The 1,592-nt window shown below is 68.8% G+C and carries 2 protein-coding genes; both read left to right on the top strand.

The features are described 5' to 3' along the window. Positions 1–91: 91 nt before the first annotated feature. Complete coding sequence (locus ABGB18_RS49270) at positions 92–457, top strand: hypothetical protein (RefSeq protein WP_347702650.1); 366 nt, start codon at positions 92–94, stop codon at positions 455–457. Beyond that, positions 448–1,530, top strand: coding sequence for an integrase core domain-containing protein (locus ABGB18_RS49265; protein ID WP_347702649.1), 1,083 nt, complete (start codon positions 448–450; stop codon positions 1,528–1,530). Before ABGB18_RS49270 ends, ABGB18_RS49265 begins: the two co-directional genes overlap by 10 nt. The last annotated feature ends 62 nt before the right edge of the window (positions 1,531–1,592 follow it).

Genomic DNA, 1,592 nt, shown 5'->3' with positions numbered 1-1,592 from the left:
CCTTCCGCGTCAGAGTCAATGAACCAGTCCCGGTCCGAAACACCCATCAACCGCGGGTAGTTTGATCACTCCGTGGAAGAGGTTGGAGCAGGTGGCAGGACCACAGCAGGACCCCAAGCAGTCCCCGTCGCGCACGGGTGGGACAGGTAAGCGTACGCGGCTGGCGCCGTCGGTGAAGTACCAGGTGTTCGTCGAGGTGCTCACCGGCCAGTCCACCCAGGGCCAGGCGGCCGACAAGTACGGCGTCAACCGGATGACGGTGAACCAGATCTGCAAGACCGCCAAGCAGGGCGCCCTGGACGCGCTCGCGGGCACCTCGACCGCCGGGCGTCCGGGCAAGAGTCCCGAGCAGGTCGAGCTGGAGGCCGCCCGGCGCGAGATCGAGCGGCTGCGTGCGACGGTGACCGAGCAGGCCGTCGCCCTCCATCTCCACCAGGGAAAATCGCTATGGGGCTGAACGCCGGCCTGGTCCCGCCGCGAGTCGACGCCCGCGTCAAGGCCGGTCTGCTGGAACTCGTCGCGTACGCGGCGCGTGCGGGCGGCTGGTCGACCCGGCAGGCGGCAGCGACGCTGGGGCTGGATCACGTGCGGGTGCTGCGCTGGCAAGCGCGTGCCGTCCTCGGGCGGCTCGATGACGCCAAGCCTGGGCCGGAGATCGCGCTGCACGCGTTGCTGCCGTGGGAACGCGAGGCGATCGTCAAGATTGCCGAGGAGTGGCTGGAGATCGACCGCAGCCATCGCAAGCTCGCCCATCGCGGGTCGCGGCTGGATGCCTTCTACGCCTCTGAGTCGACGGTGTTGCGGGTGCTGCGGGCTGCCGGCGTGGTCGTGCCCGAGCGTCCGGCCCGGGAGCGCCGTCCGCGCCGGGCGTGGCCCGAGTGGGCCGATCTGGTGCCCGGCGTTATCACGATCTATGACTTCACGCACTTCCGGGGCCTGCCGTCGTGGTGCGCGATCGCGGTCATGGACGTGGTGTCGCGGTACTGGCTGGCGACCGTCGTCTCGGCGGAGGAGACCTCCACGCAGGTCGAGGTGGCCTACACCCGCGCCTTGGCCGTGCTGGGCAAGGACCATCTCCTCGATGACGAGGCGTTCCTGGCCGAGCTGCGCGGTGGCCAGGTGCCCGACCACGACGACTTCCCGGTGCTGCTGGCGGTGTCGGACAACGGGCCGCAGATGACCTCCTCGGCCACGCGGATGTTCATGGCCGGAGCGCGGATCGCCCAGCACTTCGGGCGTCCCGGCACCCCGAACGACCAGGCGTGGATCGAGTCGCTGTTCGGGCACGTCAAGGACGAGTTCCCGCACCTGGACAAGATCACAGACCCGTACGAGCTGGAGGCGGAACTGGACGCGATCCGGACGTTCTACAACGAGGTCAGGCTGCATGAGGGCATCGGGTACGTCACGCCCGACGATGAGCACCATGGCCGCGGTGAGGCGATCCGAGCCGCTCGCCGCGCCGGACTGGACGCCGCACACGAGGCCCGGGTTGCGACCCGGCGAGAACTACGCCAGGATCCCCTTTAACCACTCCTGCGGCTGATGGGTATTTCCGGCCCGATCTGGTGCATTTTCTCTGACACACCTCG

Source organism: Nonomuraea sp. B12E4 (genome assembly GCF_039871825.1).
Classification (GTDB): domain Bacteria; phylum Actinomycetota; class Actinomycetes; order Streptosporangiales; family Streptosporangiaceae; genus Nonomuraea.
The sequence above is the reverse complement of the archived record's forward strand: the minus strand, read 5'-3'. Positions and strand labels throughout refer to the sequence as shown.